15 protein-coding genes and 1 pseudogene are annotated in these 16,311 nt (G+C 67.9%); 2 read left to right on the forward strand and 14 right to left on the reverse strand.

What is annotated here, in order from left to right; genetic code table 11:
• Positions 1-71 precede the first annotated feature (71 nt).
• The 11 genes from H5J31_RS25505 to H5J31_RS25555 form a co-directional block, all read right to left on the reverse strand.
• Positions 72-1,190 carry an ABC transporter ATP-binding protein gene (locus H5J31_RS25505; protein WP_181775169.1) on the reverse strand — a complete coding sequence of 373 codons (1,119 nt, stop codon included), beginning with the start codon at positions 1,188-1,190 and terminating at the stop codon, positions 72-74.
• Positions 1,187-2,182: an ABC transporter ATP-binding protein gene (locus H5J31_RS25510; protein ID WP_181775170.1), complete on the reverse strand. Its 996-nt coding sequence runs from the start codon at positions 2,180-2,182 to the stop codon at positions 1,187-1,189. Before H5J31_RS25510 ends, H5J31_RS25505 begins: the two co-directional genes overlap by 4 nt.
• 6 nt (positions 2,183-2,188) lie before the next feature.
• The gene (locus H5J31_RS25515; protein WP_181775171.1) at positions 2,189-3,124 is read right to left on the reverse strand and encodes an ABC transporter permease; all 936 of its coding nucleotides are present in this window, start codon (positions 3,122-3,124) and stop codon (positions 2,189-2,191) included.
• Entirely contained in the window at positions 3,121-4,122 is a 1,002-nt protein-coding gene (locus H5J31_RS25520) for an ABC transporter permease (protein WP_101611188.1), read from the reverse strand. Before H5J31_RS25520 ends, H5J31_RS25515 begins: the two co-directional genes overlap by 4 nt.
• An 85-nt stretch (positions 4,123-4,207) precedes the next feature.
• Complete coding sequence (locus tag H5J31_RS25525) at positions 4,208-5,881, reverse strand: ABC transporter substrate-binding protein (protein ID WP_456237051.1); 1,674 nt, start codon at positions 5,879-5,881, stop codon at positions 4,208-4,210.
• Positions 5,882-6,253: 372 nt separating this feature from the next.
• On the reverse strand, positions 6,254-6,793 hold the full coding sequence (locus H5J31_RS25530; RefSeq protein WP_181775181.1) for a uridine kinase family protein: 540 nt from the start codon (positions 6,791-6,793) through the stop codon (positions 6,254-6,256).
• On the reverse strand, positions 6,790-7,227 hold the full coding sequence (locus H5J31_RS25535; protein WP_181775172.1) for a DUF2304 domain-containing protein: 438 nt from the start codon (positions 7,225-7,227) through the stop codon (positions 6,790-6,792). The genes H5J31_RS25530 and H5J31_RS25535 overlap by 4 nt, the downstream gene beginning before the upstream one ends.
• A gap of 12 nt (positions 7,228-7,239) precedes the next feature.
• Positions 7,240-7,941, reverse strand: a complete 702-nt coding sequence (locus tag H5J31_RS25540; RefSeq protein ID WP_181775182.1) for a glycosyltransferase family 2 protein — start codon at positions 7,939-7,941, stop codon at positions 7,240-7,242.
• 59 nt (positions 7,942-8,000) lie between these two features.
• A complete protein-coding gene (locus tag H5J31_RS25545; protein WP_181775173.1) occupies positions 8,001-9,980 on the reverse strand; it encodes a DUF6541 family protein in 1,980 nt (659 codons plus the stop codon).
• 74 nt (positions 9,981-10,054) lie between these two features.
• Positions 10,055-11,368, reverse strand: coding sequence for a polysaccharide biosynthesis protein (locus tag H5J31_RS25550; RefSeq protein ID WP_181775174.1), 1,314 nt, complete (start codon positions 11,366-11,368; stop codon positions 10,055-10,057).
• Positions 11,365-12,381 carry a glycosyltransferase family 2 protein gene (locus H5J31_RS25555; RefSeq protein WP_181775175.1) on the reverse strand — a complete coding sequence of 339 codons (1,017 nt, stop codon included), beginning with the start codon at positions 12,379-12,381 and terminating at the stop codon, positions 11,365-11,367. Before H5J31_RS25555 ends, H5J31_RS25550 begins: the two co-directional genes overlap by 4 nt.
• Positions 12,382-12,442: 61 nt before the next feature.
• Here H5J31_RS25555 and H5J31_RS25560 point away from each other — a divergent pair, with 61 nt between their 5' ends.
• Entirely contained in the window at positions 12,443-13,555 is a 1,113-nt protein-coding gene (locus H5J31_RS25560; protein ID WP_181775176.1) for a UDP-N-acetylglucosamine 2-epimerase, read from the forward strand.
• Between the two features lie 216 nt (positions 13,556-13,771).
• Here H5J31_RS25560 and recR read toward each other — a convergent pair whose 3' ends face one another.
• Both recR and H5J31_RS25570 read right to left on the reverse strand, forming a co-directional pair.
• On the reverse strand, positions 13,772-14,368 hold the full coding sequence (recR, locus tag H5J31_RS25565) for a recombination mediator RecR (RefSeq protein ID WP_125791074.1): 597 nt from the start codon (positions 14,366-14,368) through the stop codon (positions 13,772-13,774).
• Position 14,369: 1 nt separating this feature from the next.
• Positions 14,370-14,726 carry a YbaB/EbfC family nucleoid-associated protein gene (locus tag H5J31_RS25570; RefSeq protein WP_007035126.1) on the reverse strand — a complete coding sequence of 119 codons (357 nt, stop codon included), beginning with the start codon at positions 14,724-14,726 and terminating at the stop codon, positions 14,370-14,372.
• Between the two features lie 98 nt (positions 14,727-14,824).
• Between H5J31_RS25570 and H5J31_RS25575 the strand changes: the two genes are divergently transcribed.
• Entirely contained in the window at positions 14,825-15,655 is an 831-nt protein-coding gene (locus tag H5J31_RS25575) for an N-acetylmuramoyl-L-alanine amidase (RefSeq protein ID WP_181775183.1), read from the forward strand.
• Between the two features lie 85 nt (positions 15,656-15,740).
• On the opposite strand, the pseudogene H5J31_RS25580 reads toward H5J31_RS25575, so the two are convergent.
• Positions 15,741-16,311 (reverse strand): annotated as a pseudogene (locus H5J31_RS25580) (DNA polymerase III subunit gamma/tau); the annotation flags it as partial.

Here is a 16,311-nt window from a genome sequence, read left to right on the forward strand (position 1 = left end):
GATTCGGGTTAGAACCCGAATCGCCACTCACGACCAGCTGTACCGAACGGCGACGTAACCCTCGATACCAGCTAGAGGATCTCGGCGGCCGAGCCCACGTCCGGGAGTCCGCCGATGTCGGGGTTCAGGTCCCCGGCCTCGACGAGTTCCGCCTTGACCTCGTGCGGCCTGATCCGCCCGTCGCGGATGTCCTCCGCGTAGTGGCAGGCCACCCGGTGCCCGGCGCCGATCTCCCGCAGTTGCGGGCGGTCGGTGTCGCACAGGCTCTGCTGCCGCCACGGGCACCGCGTGTGGAACCGGCAGCCGGACGGCGGCCGCGCCGGCGAGGGCAGGTCGCCGGCGAGCAGGATCTGCTCCCGGTTGTCCTCCACCGTCGGGTCCGGCACGGGGATCGCCGAGAGCAGCGCCCGCGTGTACGGGTGCAGCGGGTTCTCGTACAGCGCGTCCGCGTCGGCTTCCTCGACGAGCGAGCCGAGGTACATCACGCCGATGCGGTCCGAGATGTGCCGCACCACCGCGAGGTCGTGCGCGATCACCAGATACGTCAGGCCGAGCTTCTGCTGCAGGTCTTCCAGCAGGTTGACCACCTGCGCCTGCACCGAGACGTCCAGCGCGGACACCGGTTCGTCGGCGACGATCAGGTCCGGCTCGACGGCCAGTGCGCGCGCGATGCCGATGCGCTGACGCTGACCGCCCGAGAACTCGTGCGGGTACTTCCGCAGCGAGGACTCCGGAAGCCCGACGGCCGCAAGGAGTTCACGCAGCCGCTGGGCGGTGGCCTCCTTGTCCTTGTCGAGACCGTGCGCCTTCATTCCTTCCAGCAGAATGGATTCCACCGACTGCCGAGGGTCCAAACTGGACATCGGGTCCTGGAAGATCATCTGCATCCGGCGGCGCGCCTTGCGCAGGTCCTCGCCCTTGAGCCCGGCGACGTCCGTGCCGTCGAAGACGACGTTGCCGTTCGTCAGCTCGGTCAGCCGGAGGATCGCCCTGCCCAAAGTGGACTTCCCGCAGCCGGATTCCCCGACCAGGCCGTAGGTCTCGCCCTTGCGGATGGCCAGATCGACACCGTCGACGGCGTAGACGTGCCCGACCGTCCGGTCGACCACGATGCCGCGTTTGATCGGGAAGTGCACCTTGAGGTCGTTGACCTCCAGGAGCACTTCCTGCGGCGGTACCGTGTGCGTCATCGGGCCCCTCCTCGTGCGGCCACGGCCGGGATCACCGGGTTGTGGCAGCGCAGCAGCCCACCGCGATCGGGGGTCAGCTGCGGTGAAACCTCCCGGCACACGCCGAGAGCGTTCGGGCAGCGGGGCGCGAAGGCGCAGCCGCCGTCCCACGGGATGTTGTCGGATACGGATCCCCTGATGGGAATCAGTTTCTCGCCGCGGCCCGCGTCGAGACGCGGGATCGAGGCGAGCAGACCGTGCGTGTACGGATGCCGCGGCTCGGCGAACAACGCGTGCCGTTCGGCGCGCTCGACGATCTTGCCGCCGTAGAGCACGTTGACCTCGTCGCAGAGACCCGCGACGACCCCGAGGTCGTGCGTGATCATGATCAGCGCGGTACCGGTGTCCTGCACCAGATCCCGCAGCAGCGCGAGGATCTGCGCCTGGATCGTCACGTCGAGCGCGGTGGTCGGCTCGTCGGCGATGAGCAGCCGCGGACGGCAGGCCAGCGCGATCGCGATCAGCGCGCGCTGCCGCATTCCGCCGGAAAGCTGGTGCGGGTACTCGGAAAGCCGCCGCGACGGGTCGGGGATGCCGACCTTGTCCAGCAGATCGATGGCCTCTTTCGACGCCACCTTGCGCGACATCCCGCGGTGCCGCTCCAGCACCTCGGTGATCTGCAGCCCGATCGGGATGACCGGGTTCAGCGAGGACAGCGGGTCCTGGAACACCATGCCGAGGTCACGACCCCGGCGGTCCCGCATTTCCTTGTCCGACAAGCGAAGCAGGTCCGTGCCTTCGAACGACACCGAACCGCTGACGTGGTTGCCGCGTTTCGCGAGCAGCCGCATGATCGCCAGGGAGGTCACGGACTTACCGCAACCGGACTCGCCGACGAGACCGACCGTCTGGCCGGGCTCGACGTCGAAACTGACCTCGTCCACCGCGGTGAACGGCTTCTCGCCACGTCGCTGGAAGACGACTTTGAGGTCGCGGACTTCAAGGAGTGCCATGGTCGGTCACCGCCTGTTCTTCGGATCGAGGGCTTCCCGCAAGGACTCGCCGAGCAGCGTGAACCCGAGCGCGACGATGATGATCGCGATGGCCGGGTAGTAAGCGAGCTCGGGGCGGATGTCGAGGAACTGCCGAGCGCTGCGGCTCAGCATGATGCCCCATTCCGCCCGGTTCGGGTCCGGGTCGCCGAGACCGAGGAACGACAGCGCGGCCGCCTCGAGGATCGCGGTCGCCAGGGTCAGCGTGGCCTGCACGATGACCGGGCCGAGCGAGTTCGGCAGCATGTGCCGCAACACGATCGAACCGCGTTTGACGCCGAGCGAAGTCGCCGCGAGCACGTGGTCGCTGCTTCTCTGCGCGAGCATCGAACCGCGCAGCAACCGCGCGAAGATCGGCACGCCGACCATCGACACCGCCACGATCACGGTCCACTGGCTCGGCTTCTGGAACAGCGCGGCGACCGAGATCGCCAGCAGCAGCGAAGGCACCGACAGCATGACGTCGACCAGGCGCATCAGCACCGTGTCGACCCAGCCGCCGAACGCACCGGCGAGACCGCCGATGATCATGCCGACCACGACGCCGATGATCGTGGCGAGCACACCGACGAGCAGGGTGTTCTGGGCACCGACCAGCAGGCGCGAGAGGTAGTCGCGGCCGAAGTCGTCGACACCGAGCGGGAAACCGGCCTGCGCGCCCGGGATGATGCCCTGGCCGAGGATGACCTCGCTCTGCAGGTACCGCTCGTAGGGGTCCTTCGGCGCGATGAACGGCGCCAGGATCGCCACCAGGATGAACAGGCCGGTGATCACGGCGCCGGTGATGGCCACCGGGCTCCGCAGCATCCGGCGCAGCGCCTCACCGCCGAGGCTGTGCCCCTTCGCCGACGACTCGGCGAGCCTGTCGATCGGCTCTTTCTTCTTGTTCAGCAATGTGTTCATCGGACACGCACCCTCGGGTCGATGAGCCCGTACGAGACGTCGACCAGCATGTTCACCAGCACGTAGACCAGCGCGCCGAACAGCAGCAGCGCCTGCAGACGCGGATAGTCACGCCGTTCGATGCCTTCGGCGAGCAGGAAGCCGAGGCCGCGGAAGTTGAACACCCGCTCGGTCAGCACGGCGCCACCGAGCAGCGCGCCGGTCTGGAGACCGATGACGGTGACCACCGGCAGCAGCCCGTTGCGGAGCACGTGACGCCGCCGGACGACCGGCTGGGTCAGGCCCTTCGAGTTGGCCGTGCGGATGAAGTCCTCGTTGAGCACGTCCAGCACCGACGCGCGGGTGATCCGGACGATCACCGCGAGCGGGATGGTGGCGAGCGCGAACGCGGGAAGGATCAAGTGGGTGATCGCGTCCCAGGCGGCGTCCCATTCCTGGGTGATGATGCCGTCGAAGACCGCGAAGCCGGTGACCGTGGTGGCGTCGAGCCCGGCCATCTGGCGGCCCTGCGAAGGAAGTCCCAGCGGGGCGGCCAGCACGTCCTGCATCATGTAACCGAGGAAGAACACCGGCACGGCGACGCCGACCAGCGAAAGCACGATGATGACGTTGTCGACGGCCCCGCCGCGGAACCGGGCGGCCAGGTAACCGAACGGGATACCGAGGCCCACCGCGATCAGCATCGCGCAGAAACCGAGTTCGAGAGTGGCGGGAAGGAAGTTCCCGATCTCCGACATGACCGGCTGGGCGGAGACCAGCGAGTTGCCGAAGTCGCCGGTGATGGCCCGGCCGAGGAATTTGAAGTACTGGACGAAGATCGGATCGTCGAGGCCGAGAATCCGGTTGAGGTCGGCGATCTTCTCCGGGGTCGCCTTGTCACCCAGGAGGGCGCCGGCGGGACCACCGGGCAGTGACCGGAGCCAGGCGAAGATCAAAATGGACAGGATCAAGAGCGTCGGTATCGCTTGTAGCAGCCGACGCACGAGAAAACGGAGCACGTGCGTTCCTTTGTTGCCAGCCCGGGAATGGGCCGAAGGGGGCGGGTGCGGTAGCACCCACCCCCTGCGACTCAGTGGTGGTGGATCAGTTGACCGTGACGGTGTAGAAGCGCTCGTCGGTCAGCGGGCTGGCGACCAAGCCCTTCACCTTCGGGCCGACGACGATCGCCGGGGGGCCGTAGGAGATGGGGATGGCGGGCAGGTAGTCCATGATCTGCTTGTTGACTTCCTGGTACGCCTTGGTGTGCGCCTCACCGGCGGGGGCGGCGTCGGCGGCGGAGAGGGCGTTGAACAGCTCGGGGTTGTTGAACCCGAACTCCGCCTTCTCACGGCCGAAGAACGTGCCGACGAAGTTGCCGGCGTCGTTGTAGTCGCCGGTCCAGCCGAGCAGGTGGACGTCCTGCTTGCCGGCCTTCTGGACGTCGTCCTTGTAGCCACCGTTCCACGGCTTGGCGATCGCCTCGACCTTGATGCCGATGGCCTTCATGTCCTCGGACAGCGAGGTGAAGATGTCGGCGGGGTTCGGCATGTACGGCCGGGTGACCTCGGTCGGGTAGTAGAACTTCAGCGTCATACCCTCGGCGCCGGCCTCCTTCAGGAGAGCCTTGGCCCTGTTGATGTCATACGGGTACTTGGTGACGGCGTCGTTGTAGCCGTCGATCGCCTTCGGCACGAACTGCGTCGCGGTCTCGGCACCCTCGGGGAGCTTCGACTTCACGAACTGGTCGCGGTTGAGACCGTAGGCCAGCGCCTGGCGGACCTTGAGGTCCTTCAGCTTCGGGTTGTTCTTCTGGTTGATGCCCAGGTACAGGATGTTGAACGACGGGCGGATGAGCACCTGCTCACCGTCGTTGCGCAGCAGGCCGTAGTCCGCGGGCGACGGGTAGTCGAAGCCCTGGATGTCGCCGGCCTTCAGCGCCTGCTTGCGGGCGTTCTCGTCCGGGATGACCTTGAAGACCAGCTTGTCGAGCTTGGCCGTCTGGGTCGGCGAGTCGGTCGCCTTCGACAGCGTGATCTCACCCTTGGCCTGGTCCCAGCTCTCGAACTTGAACGGACCGGTGCCGGTCGGGTGCGCCGTGGCGTACTCCGGGTAGGAGAACGAGTCACCGCTCTGGGTGACGTTGTCGGCGTTGTACTTCTTCAGCGCGTCCGGGCTCTGGATCGAGAACGACGGCAGCGTGAAGGCCGCCGGGAAGGCGCCCTTGTTCTTGTTCAGGTTCAGGATCGCGGTCGACTCGTCCTTGGCCTGGCAGTCCTTGAACACCGGGGCGCCGGAAGCGTCACCCTCGTTCTTGGCGAAGCCCTCGAAGACGTCGCCGTAGTAGATCATCTGGCTCTGGGCCGCCGCGCCCTTCATGTTGAACATGCGGTTGAAGTTGAAGCAGACCGCTTCGGCGTTGAACGGGGTGCCGTCGTGGAACTTCACGCCCTTCTTGAGGCTGAAGGTCCACGTCTTGCCGTCGTTGCTGCCTTCCCACTTCTCCGCGAGGCCGGGCTCGAGGTCCGCGGTACCCGGCTTGTTCATGATCAGGGTGTCCATCATCTGGCGGATGATGCGGAAGGTCTCACCGTCGTCGTTGAAGAGCGGGTCGAACGTCTTCGGGTTACCGGCGGCACCGAAGACCATCGTGCCTCCGGAGCCACCCCCTGCGCCTTCTTCACGCTTCGAATCGGCACAAGCGGAAATGGAGACCGCGAGTGCGCCGGCAAGCCCGATCAGGGCCACACGGCGTGCTCGGGTCACCCGCAGTTGCTGCATCTGGCACCCCTTGAGGAGAATTTCGGTGTTTAGTCACCGTCCGGTCGGTCGGAAACTCGAACTCCGCGGACGATCGGTGTGCTCGCCGACACTAGCGGGAACTCGGCCCGCACTTAAGCACGCGAGGTTACGATCGCGCTACACGAAGGCCAATACGACCGCAAAGTGTCGGCAATTCCGGACGGAGCGTAATCAATTCCGGACCACTAACGCGCAGAGTGCCGGGTCACTAACACAAATGGGTGTCCACCACTAGCCTCAATGGGTCACTGACAGAAGTGGACAAACACCGGCCGAGTAGCCAGAGCGGCGGTTGCGGCCTGGGTCACGGTGGTCGTGAGTGGCGATTCGGGTTCTAACCCGAATCGCCACTCACGACGTGACCACGCGGTCCGCCGCCGCCCGAGTTCCGTCGACGGCGAACCAGCCCCGTTCGAACCGCTGCCATCGCCGCAGTTCCGTCCGCGATTCCTCGCCGTCCCGTCCGGTGGCGCGGTCCAGGCGTTCGGTCTCGCTCCCGCCGTCCAGCCAGATCAGCGAGGACAACGACGACCGCATCCGTGCCCGGCCGCTGGAAACGCCTTCCAGCACCAGAATCCCGGGGACGTCGATGGTGACTTCTTCACCGGGAGCGGGCTCACCACCGGACCAATCCACGCGGCGGTACACCCCGGGCCTGCCCGCGCGCAGCGGTTCCAGGACACCGGTTTCCAGTCGCGACCACCACGAAACGGGTTCGTCCCAGGTGGCGAATTCGTCGGTGCTGACCAGGGCGACCCGGATCCCGCGCCCGGCGAGATCGGCGACGACCTTCCCGGCCAGGGTGGATTTCCCGGAGCCGGAAGGCCCGTCGATGGCGAGCACGCGGACGGCGCCCAACCTCGGCGGGGCCGCCAGAACGGCGTCGATCAGCGTGCGCGTGCGGTGCTCACTTCGGGGAGCCCTTTGACGTTGTCGGGAGCCGCTGTCTTCGCTTCGAGAGCGGCGACGCGTTCTTCCAGGTCACGGTGGGCATCGGCGAGTTCGCAGCGAAGCAGCGCGATCTCCTCGACAGAAGTCCGGACCTCTTCTTCGAGATGTCCGACCTCGGTCGAAAGATGCAACGCGACCAGTGCGAGCACCACACCGGCCAAGAGGAATACGAAGTTCGACGGTGTTTGGACGCCGGTTACGCGCGCCAGGAAATCGGCGGCCTGCGGAACGAGTGCGAGCACCACGACGCCGAGAGAGAGGACGAGCCAAACGCCCGCGTACTTCTCGCGCAGTTTCCGCCGTCGCATCATCTCGAGGACGGCGAACAGCACCAGACAGGCGACGACGATGCTGAGAATGCGCCAGCCGTCCATGAGCAGCTCCTTTTACGCCGAATCCGACGAGTCGACGGCGGGGCGGCGGCGCACCAGCGCCAGCAGCAGGGCAAGTCCGGCGCGGCCGAGGTAGACGGCCGACTTCACCGGCGAATGGCTCGGTGTCCCACCGATCCGTTCCCGCATGATCACCGGGATTTCCTTGATCTTCAGCTCGGCGCGGATCGCCATCACGAGCGATTCGACCGTGTCGCCGAGGTATTCGGCCGGGTAGTACGAGGCGAACAGTTTGATCGCCTTCGGGCCCATCGCCTTGAACCCGGAGGTCACGTCGGTGAGCTTGGTCTTCCCGAGCCGGGAGAAAACGAACGAGAGCACGACCATCGCGTATTTCCGCGGGCCGCTCGCCTTGTACGAGCCCTTGCCCGCGAACCGCGAACCGATCGCGATGTCCGCGTCGTCGAGCGCGTCGAGCAGGGCGGCGACCTCGTCGGGGTCGTGCTGGCCGTCGGCGTCCACCTGGACGACGACGTCGTAGCCGCGGGCGGCCGCGTACCGGAAGCCGGTGCGCATCGCCCCGCCGACGCCGAGGTTCACCGACAGACGGGCCACTTCCGCACCCGCGGCGCGGGCGAGCTTGGCCGTGTCGTCGGACGAGCCGTCGTCGACCACCAGCACGTCCATCCCCGGCAAGGACTGCTTGACCTGGGAAATGACCGCGCCGACGGTGGCCTGCTCGTTCAGGGCAGGCATCACGATGAGTACGCGACGGGTGGTCACGGACGTACTGGACACTGGATCACTCTATCTTCTTACTGGCCGTGAGCGGCGTCGGACCCGGTGGTGGCGCCGGCGGCGACCACACCTTGCTGACCTTCGATTTCGTAGACCGACGCGTCGGAGTTGTGGAAGACGCGCTTGAAACCCGGTGTGATGTCGAGGCGCTGGAGGCCCACCGCGGACTGCGCGTTGGGGGCCACCTTTCCCTTGCCGACCAGCACGTAGCGCACCTTGAGGTCGGTGAGCGCCTCCCGCACGCGCGGTTCGCGGTTGATGTCGTTGAGGAACACGCTGAGCCAGCCGGCCTTGGTGGTGAACTCGGCGCCGTAGTTGGTCCACTCGACCGGCTGAACCCCCGAAAGGGCGTACAACCACACCGAGCCGTCGGCCTTGTCGTTCATGACGCGCTCGCCCGGCACGACGTGCTTCCCGAGCCAGGCGTAGGCCTCTTCCTCGCCCTTGCTGACCGACGGGCCGTTGCTGCCGTAACTCTGTGCGAGCCGCGAGGAGTTGCGGCCGATGTAGCCGCCCCGGCTCAGCACCGACACGACCAGCCCGATCACCAGCGCGCCGACGATGGCCGCGGTGAACGGGTTCAGATTCGGCTTCCGCTCGCCTAGCTTCTCGGCGAACTTGCCCGACGCGGTGTGCACGAACTCGCCGAACGCGACCGCCCCGGCCAGCGGGACGAGCGCGCCGACGCGCCAGTGGTCGTTGTAGAACACCCCGGTCAGGGTGTGGATGAGCGGCGTCTCCAGCGAGATCGTCGCGGCGAACAGGCCACCGAGGACGACGTACGCGCCCACCATCCAGAGCATCCGCCGGTGCCGGACCAGGAAGACGACACCGATGAACGCCGGGATGCCGATCCACCACTGCGGGAAATCGGCCATCGGCGAGAACGTGATCGTCTGCCCGAGCGCGCCGGACACGCTGGTCTCCGACGCCCAGAACGCGCTGGTCACACCGCCCGCGTTGTAGAGCGCGGGCAGGACCTGCGGCACACCGAAGACGACCGCGAGCACGATCGTGGCCACCAGTGTGGCCGCGCTGCGGCGCCAGCTGATCTTCTCGAAACGGAACAGGACCGCGAGCAGGATCAGCAGGAAGTAGACCATGATCACGAAGATCAGGCTGGTGTGCAGACCGGCCAGTCCGGCGACGCCGACGCCGATCGCGACCGGTCCGGCGATCCCGCGCGGTTTGAGCAGCAGGCGGGCCAGCGCGAGCATCGCGGGCACGAGCGCCACACCGGCGACGTAGGGCCACAGCGGGCCGCGCCACAGCGAGTCGTACGGGAACGCGGTGAACCAGGTGGACACGGCCGCGGCGGCGGCGGTCGCGAGGGCCGGCATCCCCCAGGCGCGGCACATCGCGGCGACGCCGACCGGGACGGCCAGCACGACCATGAGCGCCGCCAGGTTCAGCGTCGGCATCATCGTCAGGCCGCCCTTGCCGAAGATCAGGGCGAGCAGCGCGTGGTAGGTGTCCGGGTAGAAGTAGTCGGTCTGGTTCGGCAGGTTCGCGATGGTGCCGACCGTCGACGCGCGCGCGTCGCCGTGCTCGGCGATCCAGCGCACCAGGTTGCCGTGGAACGGCGCGTCCCAGCCCTGCTGGACGTTCTCCAGGGTGTGCGAGCCGCGCAGGAAGGTCACCGTGCCGACGCCGAGACCGACCACGACACCGGCGCCGATCAGCAGGTGATCACGCAGGGAACGCTTCGGCGCTTCGCCCTCTTCGTCTTCGTCCCAGTCAGGGTGACGCTTCGCGGTGAAGCGGAGCACGAGGAATGAGAGTCCGAAGCCGACGACGGACAGCAGGAGGACCCAGAGGCCGACGTTCAGCATGTTCCAGCGGATGCCGAGACCGCCGAGGAGCGGGATGCCGATGGCGACGAGCCCGAAGGTCAGCAGCGGGGCCGCCGCGGCGAGGGTCCAGCCGCGCAGCCTGATCGCGGCGCCGAAGACGAGCCCCGGCAGCCAGAACGCCAGTAACACCAAAAGAACGTTCATCGAATTCGCTGTCCAACCCTATTCGGCGCTAAAGAACGCCACCCCGTTTCGCGGCGCGCGATGGCGCGGTCACATTACCGAGACGTTTCGGACGGCCGCGCGTTGCCCGTCTCGGGGGTGCCTCTCACCACGAAACCCATCACGACCAGAAGCCCGACCGTCGGACCGGCGGCGAGGCCGACGACGGCGCGCACGACGGTGTCGCCGGGGAAGAACAGCAGCACCAGCGCGGTCGCGACGACGACGGCCGCCCAGGTGATCAGCACCTTCGTGGCCTTGGCCTGCGCGACCAGCACGGCGGCGAGCAGTTGCATCGCGGCCAGCAGGATCGACGACCAGACCAGTCCGGCCATCCACCAGGCCTCGGGGTCGTTCTTGGCGCCGTAGACCAGTCGGACCACCCACGGGCCGATCAGCCAGCCGATCAGCGCGCCGAGGGCCGCGAGCGCCAGCGCACCGGCCGAACCGAGCGCGAGCAGCCGCCGCAGCCGGTGCTTGCCCTCCTCGGTGCTGGAAAGGCGCACGACGGTCGGGACCGCGAGCGCCTGGACCGGCGCCATCAGCGTCAGCGGCGTCCTGGCCACGAAGAGGGCGAGGAAGAGCACGCCGAGCTTGTCCTTGTCGCCGCCGGGCGCGAGCAGGCTGACCAGCGCCGGGTAGCCGGTGATGACACTCGCGGTGAGCCCGGCGCCCGCGAGGAGCATCAGCATGTTCGTGACGACCGGCTTCGCGGGCTCGTCGACGTCGAGCTTGGGGTCGACCAGGCGAGCGGCGCCGCGGGCGAACAGCAGCCAGGCGAACGAGCCCGTCGCGGCGGCGATGGCGAACCAGTAGAGCTGGGTGAGCCCGGCGACGACCAGCGCGGCGACCACGAGGATCCGCACGGCCGCCTCGACCAGGATCAGCCAGGAGTAGGACCGGACCTGGTTCTGGCCGATGAGCAGGCCGCGCGCGGCGAACTGGAAGGCGAACGAAAGCCCGCCCGCGAGCACGATCACGGCGAGGGCGAACTGGCCGCCGTAGACCTTGTCGGTCACCGGCGGGATGAGCGTGAAGAGCGCGGCGACGCCGACCGCGACGATGCTGGTGACGAAGGCGATCACCGCGGGTCGGCCCGCCTTGCGGCCTTCGAGCGCGGCGTGCGCCGACTGACGTGAGATCTCCTGTTCAAGCGGGGAAAGGGCGGCGCCCAGTCCCATGAGCATGCCCCAGAAGGAGAGCAGGACGGCGTTGTCCTCGGGTGGGAGGACCCGGCCCCAGACCACGGTGAGCGCGTAGCCGAGCGCGATCGCGATCAGCAGGTAGACGCCGATCCGACCGGCGGATTTCCCGGTGTCCTTGGCCAGTTCCTCGCTGCTCACGGTGGTGCTCGCCGACTCCGCGCTCATCGACGCAGCCGGGCTCGCAGCGCCATGAAGAGACCTCGGAGCGCTCCGGCGCCGAAGCCGGCGGCGAACACCGGGGTGAGCTGGGCGACCGCCTTGGCCTCGGCCTTGGTCGCGCCGAACTTCGTCACCGCGAAACCGGCGGCCGTCGAACCCGCCGCGGCCAGCGCGACGGCGGCCTTCGGGCGCTTCGCGGCGACACCGAGACCGAGCACGCCGACGGCCATCGCGGCGAACAGCCCGTTGCGCGCGGGGCCGGGCGACGCGAGATACGAATCGACGAACGTGGTGCCGCGGAAATACGACTGCCCGATGAACTTCTTGAAGGAATCGCGGCCGTGGTAAGTCGCGGAGAACTCCGGCGCCAGGAAGATACGGTGACGTTCGGCGATCCAGCGCAGAACACCGGTGTCGTCACTGGCGAAACGAACGTCTTCGAAGAGGGACTCGAACGCGTTGGACGAATCCTCGAGAACGTCCTTCGGCGCGGAAAAGAATCCAGTGCCTTTCGGGAAGACGTCGAACTCTTCGATACCGAACGACATCAACCGCGGGTCCGCGCAATAACGACGCCACGGGATCTTCACCAGCCCGGCCATGAATCCCGCGTACGGATTGTGTTCGGAGGCCACGTTGACGTGACCGTTCCAGACCGTGCGCTCGGGATGGTCCACGAGCTGGTCGCGGAGGAAGGTGAGTGAGCTCTGATCCACGATCACGCGGCTGTCGAGCAGCAGGATCTGCCGTCCGGACGCCTTCGCGATCCCCGCCCGGCGGGCCTCGAACCGGCCGCTGTTCGGCTGCGACAGGACGGTGATCCCGTACAGTTCCTGCAGCTGGGCGAGCTTGTCCGGGGTGGCGTCGGTGCTGCCGTCGTCGACGACGACGACCTCGACCGGCCAGTTCGCCGCCTGTGCCGACGCGATCAGCGCGCCCACACTGCGGTCGATCCAGTTCTGCTCGTTGTAGACCGGGATCACCACGGACAGGGCCGGGAGGAGCGAATTCGCACTCACCCCGGCGAGGCTACCTTGCGCGGCCCACCAGTATCCTTCGGGCACCGCAGACCCCGACAGAATGGCTCTTCCGGTGATTTCCTTCATTCTCGGCACCACGGCGGAACTGATCAAAATCGCGCCGGTCTACCACGGCATCCTCGAACGCGGGGTCCGGCCGAAGATCTGGTTCACCGCTCAGCACGTCGACGAGGTCTCCGACGTCCTCGCCGACCTGAACCTGCCGGAGCCGGACGTCTGGCTGGTGCCGAAGGAGAAGGCGCACAACCTGGAGTCGCCCGCGCAGGTGCCGGGCTGGGCCGCGCAGGTGCTGCGCACCGCGTGGAGCCGCCGGGCCGAACTGAAGGCCGCGCTGGTCGAGGACGGGCGTCCGCCGCTGGTGCTGGTGCACGGCGACACCTTCACCACGCCGTACGGCTCGCTCATCGGGAAGCGGATCCTCAAGTCGCGGGTCGGGCACGTCGAGGCGGGTGCGCGGTCGGGCAGCATCATGTCGCCGCTGCCGGAAGAGCTGAACCGGAAGATCGCCGCGAAGATCGTCGACATGCACTTCGCGCCGAGCGCGCGTGAGGTGAACAACCTCCGCAACGCCCGCGGCGTCGTCGTCGACACCGAGGCCAACACCGCGATCGACGCGATGCGGCTCGCCATCAACGGCCCGCTCGACGTCGAGGGGCTGCCGGAGAAGTTCGGCCTCGCCACCCTGCACCGCTTCGAGCTGGTCTCGCGCGCGGACAAGTACCGCGAAGCGCTGGAGATCCTGCGCGAGCAGAGCAAGCAGATGCCCATCCTCTACATGGCGGGCGCGCCCGAGCGCGAGAAGATCCGCGCGCTGGGCCTGGCGAACCTCTTCGACGAGAAGAACTTCATCATCCAGCCGAAGATGCGGTACCTGAAGTTCCTGCCGCTCGTCGCGCGCGCCGAGTACGTCGTCACCGACTCCGGCGGCCTGTCGGCCGAGTGCTACTACCTCGGCCTGCCGTGCGCCGTGCACCGCGAGCGCACCGAGACGCCGCAGCACCTCGGCGAGACCGTCGTGCTGACCGAGATGCGCGGGGACAAGCTGCAGAACTTCCTCGACACCTACCAGAACCGCCGCGGCGAGTCCTGGGTCGAGAAGTTCCACCCGTCGGAGATCATCGTCGACACGCTGGCGCGCCTCGGCTACTGCTGACGCTCCGGCGGTGGCGGCCTCGGTGGAGTTCACCCACCACCCGGAGTACACCGGCACCAGCGAGTACAAGTGGCACCTCGGGATGTGGGTGGGCGACGTCTGATCTCGCGCAACCGCCCCCTGCGCCTGCAATGAACGGCCCGTTACTTGCAAAATTTGCAAGTAACGGGCCGTTCATAGCGTTCAGTGGGCTGGGCTCAAGGACCTCAAGGCCGGCTAGAGAGCCCGCCTGCCGGAAAGCGCCCGGCCCAGCGTCAGCTCGTCCGCGAACTCCAGGTCACCGCCCATCGGAAGACCCGAAGCGAGCCGGGTCACCGACAGACCGGGGAAGTCGCGAAGCATCCGTACGAGGTACGTCGCCGTCGCCTCGCCCTCGGTGTTCGGGTCGGTCGCGATGATGATCTCGCTGATCTCCGCGCCACCGATCCGCGCGAGCAGTTCCCGCATCCGCAGCTGCTCCGGGCCGATGCCGGACAACGGGTCCAGCGCGCCGCCGAGCACGTGGTAGCGGCCCTTGAACTCGCGCGTCCGCTCGACGGCGAGCACGTCCTTCGGCTCCTCGACCACGCAGATGACCGTGAGGTCCCGGCGGGTGTCGCGGCAGATCCGGCAGGTCTCCTGTTCGGAGACGTTGCCGCAGACCTCGCAGAACTGCACGCCTTCCTTGACCTTGCCGAGCACTTCCTGCAAACGCGAGATGTCCGCGGGATCGGCCGCCAGCAGGTGGAAGGCGATCCGCTGCGCGCTTTTGGGACCGACGCCGGGCAGCCGCCCGAGTTCGTCGATCAGGTCCTGGACGACACCCTCGTACAAGCTAGCCGCCGAGCCCGGGGAAGCCGCCGAGGTCCGGCATCCCGCCGCCGAGGCCGCCGGCGAGCGGGCCGAGCTTCTGTTCGGTGAGCTTCTGCGCGTTGGCCGAAGCGTCCCGCACGGCCGCGACGACCAGGTCGGACAGCGTCTCGACGTCGTCGGGGTCGACCACCTTGGGGTCGATGGAAAGAGACTTGAGCTGGCTGTCGCCGGACACGGTCGCGGTGACGAGGCCGCCGCCGGAAGTGCCGGTCACCTCCGTGTTGGCCAGCTCCTCCTGGGCTTCGACCAGCTTCTGCTGCATCTGCTGCGCCTGCTGCATGATCTGCGACAGATCGAAGCCGCCACCGGGTTGCACCATGATCCGATCGGTCCTCTCCTGGAAAATCCTGTGCCGCCTCCCAGCCTAGCCGTCACGTGTGTGGCACCGTGGGCGCCGTGCGACGACGGCTGAGCGTGATGGTGGCGATCGGATTGGTGCTGTTCACGGCGTGCGGGGTGGAGACCCCCGCGCCGACGCCGTCGATCCCGCCCGCGCAGTCGGCGAGTTCGGCCCCGGCGACGAGTTCCGTACCGCCTTCGAGTGCAAAGCCGCCTTCGAGCACCTCGCAGCCGCCGCCCCCGACGCAGCAGCCGAAGACGGGCAAGGTCGTGGTGCTGGATCCCGGCCACAACGGCGGTAATTCCGGCAGGCCCGGCGAGATCAACAAGCAGGTGCCCGCGGGACGCGGCAAGACGAAACCGTGCAATACCACCGGCACGGCCACGAATTCCGGTTATCCCGAGCACGCGTTCACCTGGGATGTCTCGCAGCGGATCTCGGAAGCCTTGAGCGCCAAGGGAATCCGCGTCATCCTCACCCGGCGGAACGACACCGGCGTCGGGCCGTGCGTCGACGAACGCGCCGCGATCGGGAACGAGGCGAACGCGGACGCCGTCGTGTCGATCCACGCGGACGGCTCGAATTCCGCCGGTGCGCACGGATTCCATGTCGCTTATTCGGCTCCGCCGCTGAATGCGCAGCAAGGCGAGCCGTCGACGAAACTCGCGACGGCGTTACGGGACGGCATCCGCGCGGGCGGCTTCCCGACGTCGACCTACCTCGGTTCGAACGGGCTCGCCCCGCGCGCCGACCTCGGCGGCCTCAATCTCTCGACGCGGCCCGCCGCGCTCGTCGAATGCGGGAACATGCGCAACGCCGCCGAAGCCGCGGCGATGGCGAGTGAAGAAGGCCGCCAGAGCTACGCCGCCGTCATCGCGAAGGCCATCGAGGACTACCTCGCGGGCTGAGCGGCCGTACACGACGACCACCGCCTGCTTGTCCGGCAAGCCCCCGCGTTTAGTCCTCTGAATGCGGTTCACCGCTTTCAGAGGACTAAGTGCGTTCGTCGAGGGGGCGCGCGTTGAGGTGGTCGGCGAGGAGCTTCCGGGCGATCTCCTCCGGGTCCTTCTCGGGCGGGAGCGGCGGAGGCGGCGGCGCGGGGCTCGCGTCCTCGTTGTAGAGGTCCTCGTCCTCCTCGACCGGCTCGGGCGGGAGCGGGATGTCCGGCTCGCCGGTGGCCACCTTCGGCCGCTGAGGCTCCGGCTTCGGCTGCGGGGGTGGCGGAGGAGGCGCCGGAGCGGCTCCGGGCGCTTCGGCGGACCGGCGGGTGAAGGAGCGCTCGGGCGCGGGAGTCGTCGGAGCGGCCTTGGGAGCGGTCGCCTGACGGGCCTGCGCGGCGCCGTGGACGCACCGCACCTGCCAATCGCCGTCGAAGACGGCCTTGAACGCGGCCGCGATGCGCTCGGCGTGCTGAGGCTCGGAAAGCCTGCGTGCCACGGGTTCCGCGCTGTGCGTGAGCGTGACGGTGGTGCCCTCGACGGTCACCACACTGGCCTGCGTGAGCATCGCCCCGGTGACGGCGCCGCCCGGGACCTTGCGGATCGCGGCCTGTACCTGCGGCCAG

This window comes from Amycolatopsis pittospori (genome assembly GCF_013870525.1).
In the GTDB taxonomy this organism is placed as follows: domain Bacteria; phylum Actinomycetota; class Actinomycetes; order Mycobacteriales; family Pseudonocardiaceae; genus Amycolatopsis; species Amycolatopsis pittospori.

Excerpts from the sequence above, each read along its gene's own strand:
- H5J31_RS25505 (WP_181775169.1), bottom strand. The coding sequence starts at position 1,190 with ATGACGCACACGGTACCGCCGCAGGAAGTGCTCCTGGAGGTCAACGAC.
- H5J31_RS25510 (WP_181775170.1), bottom strand. The coding sequence starts at position 2,182 with ATGGCACTCCTTGAAGTCCGCGACCTCAAAGTCGTCTTCCAGCGACGT.
- H5J31_RS25515 (WP_181775171.1), bottom strand. The coding sequence starts at position 3,124 with ATGAACACATTGCTGAACAAGAAGAAAGAGCCGATCGACAGGCTCGCC.
- H5J31_RS25525 (WP_456237051.1), bottom strand. The coding sequence starts at position 5,881 with ATGCAGCAACTGCGGGTGACCCGAGCACGCCGTGTGGCCCTGATCGGG.
- H5J31_RS25535 (WP_181775172.1), bottom strand. The coding sequence starts at position 7,227 with ATGGACGGCTGGCGCATTCTCAGCATCGTCGTCGCCTGTCTGGTGCTG.
- H5J31_RS25540 (WP_181775182.1), bottom strand. The coding sequence starts at position 7,941 with ATGCCTGCCCTGAACGAGCAGGCCACCGTCGGCGCGGTCATTTCCCAG.
- H5J31_RS25545 (WP_181775173.1), bottom strand. The coding sequence starts at position 9,980 with ATGAACGTTCTTTTGGTGTTACTGGCGTTCTGGCTGCCGGGGCTCGTC.
- H5J31_RS25550 (WP_181775174.1), bottom strand. The coding sequence starts at position 11,368 with ATGAGCGCGGAGTCGGCGAGCACCACCGTGAGCAGCGAGGAACTGGCC.
- H5J31_RS25560 (WP_181775176.1), top strand. The coding sequence starts at position 12,443 with ATGGCTCTTCCGGTGATTTCCTTCATTCTCGGCACCACGGCGGAACTG.
- H5J31_RS25570 (WP_007035126.1), bottom strand. The coding sequence starts at position 14,726 with ATGGTGCAACCCGGTGGCGGCTTCGATCTGTCGCAGATCATGCAGCAG.
- H5J31_RS25575 (WP_181775183.1), top strand. The coding sequence starts at position 14,825 with ATGGTGGCGATCGGATTGGTGCTGTTCACGGCGTGCGGGGTGGAGACC.